The organism is Veillonella sp. AS16, from assembly GCF_000517785.1.
Classification (GTDB): domain Bacteria; phylum Bacillota; class Negativicutes; order Veillonellales; family Veillonellaceae; genus Veillonella; species Veillonella denticariosi.
Genome location: NZ_AZYX01000001.1, coordinates 1 through 4,489, shown reverse-complemented (window position 1 = coordinate 4,489; position 4,489 = coordinate 1). Strand labels below are relative to the sequence as shown.

Annotated in this window: 2 protein-coding genes; both read left to right on the top strand. The window is 41.5% G+C overall.

Annotation, left to right across the window (positions count from 1 at the left end; genetic code table 11):
- On the top strand, window positions 1-3,259 hold a 3,259-nt coding region (locus HMPREF1521_RS00010; protein ID WP_038114295.1), incomplete at its 5' end, for a YadA-like family protein.
- 91 nt (window positions 3,260-3,350) lie between these two features.
- Window positions 3,351-4,103 carry a hypothetical protein gene (locus HMPREF1521_RS00005; protein ID WP_038114292.1) on the top strand — a complete coding sequence of 251 codons (753 nt, stop codon included), beginning with the start codon at window positions 3,351-3,353 and terminating at the stop codon, window positions 4,101-4,103.
- The last annotated feature ends 386 nt before the right edge of the window (window positions 4,104-4,489 follow it).

The window sequence follows — 4,489 nt, the reverse complement described above, 5'->3', positions numbered from 1 at the left end:
GACTGTCAACGGTACTACAGGTACTGTAAACAACTTGACAAACATCACTTGGGATCCTGCAAATATCACAAGCGGTCAAGCTGCAACAGAAGACCAATTGAAATCTGTTGATAAGAAAATCACTGACAACAGCACTGACTTGACTAAGAAAGGCTTGAACTTCAAAGGCGATTCCGGCGAAGCTATCCATAAAGACCTCGGTCAGACATTGGATATTAAAGGCGGCGTTACTGACGCATCCAAGCTTTCAGATAATAACATTGGCGTAGTTAACAACAACGGTGTTATGGATGTTAAACTTGCCAAGGAATTGAAAGACTTAACAAGCGTAACAACCGGTGCTACGACTATCAACAACGACGGTTTGACAATCGGCGGCAAGACATTCGTTACTAAAGACGGTTTCAATGCTAACGATACACAAATCAAAAACGTGAAAGCCGGTACGGACGGTAATGATGCAGTTAACTTGAACCAATTGAACGAAGTTAAAAATGCATCTAACACGACTGTAGAAGGCAGCGAAAACATCAATGTCGATAAGACAGAAGATCCTGTTACAAAAGCTAAGACTTATAAAGTTGCGTTGAAAGACACTGTAACTTTGGGCTCCGGTGATACAGCTGTTAATATTGACGGCACAAAAGGTATCGTGAAAGCCGGCAACGGCACTAACGCTGTAACTATCAATGGCGTAAACGGTACAATCAATGCCGGTAAAGTGGCAGTTGACGGTGCAACAGGCAATATCACTTCCGGTAAAGTTCTGGTTAACGGTGCTAACGGTACTGTAAACAACTTGACTAATAAAACTTGGACTCCGGGAAATATCGTTTCCGGTCAAGCTGCAACAGAAGATCAATTGAAAGTTGTAGATAGCAAAATCGATAAGAACACTGAAGATTTGACTAAGAAGGGCTTGAACTTCAAGGGCGACTCCGGCGAAGCTATCCATAAAGACCTTGGTCAAACATTGGATGTTAAAGGTGGCGTAACCGATAAATCCAAACTTACAGATAATAATATCGGTGTAGTATCCGAAGACGGTGTTATGAATGTTAAACTTGCTAAAGATTTGACAGGCTTGAACAGCGTAACGACCGGTGCTACGACTATCAACAACAACGGCTTGACAATCGGTGGCAATACATTCGTTACTAAAGACGGCTTCAATGCTAACGATACACAAATCAAAAACGTTAAAGCCGGTACAGAAGATAGCGATGCTGTCAACCTTAAACAGTTGAACGAAGTGAAAGCTGCGTCCGATACTAAGGTGAAAGCTGGTAAGAATATCGATGTTCAGGAAGAAATTGATAAGATTACAAATGCTAAGACTTTCACAGTGGGCTTGAAAGACACTGTAACATTGGGTTCCGGTAGTACATCGGTTCATTTTGACGGTACGAAAGGTATCATTAGAGCCGGCGAAGGTGCTAATGCTGTAAATATCAATGGTACAAACGGCACTATCAACTCCGGTAAAGTAACCATCAACGGCGGTTCCGGTACTGTTAACGATTTGACTAACAGAACTTGGGATCCTAACAAGATCACTAACGGTCAGGCTGCAACGGAAGATCAATTGAAAGTTGTAGACAACAAAATTGATAAGAACACTGAAGACTTGACTAAGAAGGGCTTGAACTTCAAGGGCGACTCCGGCGATGCTATCCATAAAGACCTCGGTCAAACATTGGATATTCAAGGCGGCGTAACTGATAAGTCCAAACTTACAGATGGCAACATCGGCGTAGTATCCGAAAATGGTACTATGAATGTTAAACTCGCTAAGAACCTTAAAGGTCTTGATTCCGTAACTGTTGGTTCCGACCCAAGCAAACAAGTGGTTCTTGATAATAAAGGCGTGTCCGTAGGCGGTAAGACATATATCTCCAACGAAGGCTTAAACGCGAATAACCAAAAAATTACTAACGTGGCAGCTGGTGTAAATGATACTGATGCAGTTAACGTTCAACAGTTGAAGAGCAGCATGGCGGCAGCTACTACAAGAGTAGAAGCAGGTAAGAGCGGTAATACAACTGTAACTTCTAAGCCTAATGCAGACGGGTCTAAAACATACACTGTTGATATCAATGATGAGTTGAACCTTAAGAGTGTAACAACTAAGGATAATGACGGTAATACAACTGTAACTAATGGTAAAGGCGTAACAGTTGCCGGTAAGGATAACAAAACTACAAGTGTTACTAGCGACGGCGTTACTATTACTCCTGCATCCGGTAATGCTGTATCCTTAACGGCAAAAGGCTTGAACAATGGCGGTAATCAAGTTGTTAATATGGCAAGCGGTTTTGCAGCAGGTGAAAATATCAACAATATCGCTGATAATAGCGGCAGCTTGACAAACGGTGCAAACATCGGCGACTTGAAGAACAGTATTGACGGTGTTAAGAAAGCCGGTTTGGACTTCGCAGGCGACACCGGTGAATTCCATCGTGACTTAGGTCAAAAAGTAACCATCAAAGGTGGTATTACAGACCAAAGCAAACTTTCCACTGCAAACAATATCGGTGTTGTTTCCGACAATAACGGCAGCTTGAATGTTCGCTTGGCGAAAGATATTACCGGTATCAACTCCATTACAACTACGGATAATTCCGGTCATACAACCGTACAGAACGGTAACGGTATCACGATCAAGAATAATGGCGGTGGCAGCGTATCCTTAACAAGCTCCGGTTTGAACAACGGCGGCAATAAGATTACCAACGTGGCGCCTGGTGAAGTTAGCTCCAGTTCCACTGATGCAGTTAACGGTTCCCAACTTTACCGTGTAGCTAACAGTATGAACAATGTTGTTAGCGAAGTTCGTCAAGTTGGTGCTATGTCCTCCGCGTTATCCGCGTTGAAACCTATGGCTTATGATCCTTACGAACCTACTCAAATCATGGCGGGTTATGGTAACTACCATGGCGACTCCGCATTGGCATTAGGCGTGGCTCATTACAAAAATGAATCCATGATGTTACATGCCGGTTTGGCTTGGGCAGGCGGCGACAGCCATATGATGGCGAATGCCGGTGTAACCTGGAAAGTAGGCAACAAGGATGGCGAAGCACAAACTGCAGATCGTTATCGCAAAGGACCTATCAGTTCCACATATGCAATGCAACGTGAACTTGCTGCAATGAAAGCTGAAAATCAAGGATTAAAAGGTGAAGTAGCTGATTTGAAAGCTGAAAATGAACAAATGAAAGCTAATATTGCTGCAATGATGGCAAGACTAGGTTTATAATACGTTCATTCTGATCATTACGGGCTGAGGATTCCCTTTCGGGGGAGTCCTCCCACCCGATTAATTCGTTGATAGAAAAGAGGAATAGATAATGAAAAAATCCACTTTGCTTGCTTTCACAGCGGCAGTATTATTCGGCAGTGGCGCATTGCAGGTTAATGCAGCGCCTGCTACATATGATGATCCATTGCTTTTACCAAATCCGACTAAAATGCCGACACAAGGTTCCGTCGTATTGATTCCTGTGGCCAGCCCTCAGGCTGTACAAGGTATCCATGAATTTGTGAAAGCATGGGAAAATGCGGAAAAACACATTGCTCTGGCTGAAAGCAAAAAGAAGGATCATCAAGAGTTGACTAAAGAGGAATCTAAATGGTTACACTCTAAAGATAAGCATAATTATGCTGATTATTTCCGTAAACATTCTTTGGGCTATGTACATGGCCAAGAGACTGCGTTGAACTGGAATGCTGAAAACCGCAATAAAAATGAGTATAGCTATTATACATTCCCTAAATATGATGAGGAAAAAGGTTTCACAAACAGCTATGGCTATAACGTATTGCGCAGCATGGTTGACCGCATGAATGAATTGCTTCAAAAACAAAAGGCCGTCGGCGGTCCTTTGACTGATGAAGAAGCGCAGGCATTGGAAGATGCTATGCTTGATATCATGGCTCAAGATCAAGAGCATGTATCGAATGAAGAATTGCGTCATTACATGAATGAAGCGGTTTGGTTTGCTACAAAACAAACTGTAAGAAATATGTCTGCAGAGGAACCTTCTGCTAGAGATATGCATGAAATCAATCTTCGTGAAGCGATTCAGGAAGAAAACAATTAATTCGCACGTAATATATAATTAATTTGCTATATGGAGAGTTCTCTCTTATATAATATGGATAATTCTCTCTTATATAGATTATGCTGTTTTTGTAATCTAGTGAATTATTTACAATATAATATAATAGTTTTTAATTATATAATAAGATGCCAATAAGGGATTCTATTGACTCACTGTCATATAGGCAAGAGGCTGTAACAGAATGCAGTAATGCGTTCTGTTGCGGCCTCTTTTGTTTGCGTGAAATTCGGCAAAAATAGTTTATTAAAATAAGTAAAAGATAGGGTGTAAAAGTTCTTAAAAAATAAGGTGAAATTCAGAGAAATTCTGTTGACATGAGTATGTGGAAATGATATTATATTTAAGCAGTCCCTTTGAGGGGGACG

What these genes read in the sequence shown, in the direction of transcription:
- HMPREF1521_RS00005 (WP_038114292.1), top strand. Translation starts at nt 3,351, where the DNA reads ATGAAAAAATCCACTTTGCTTGCTTTCACAGCGGCAGTATTATTCGGC.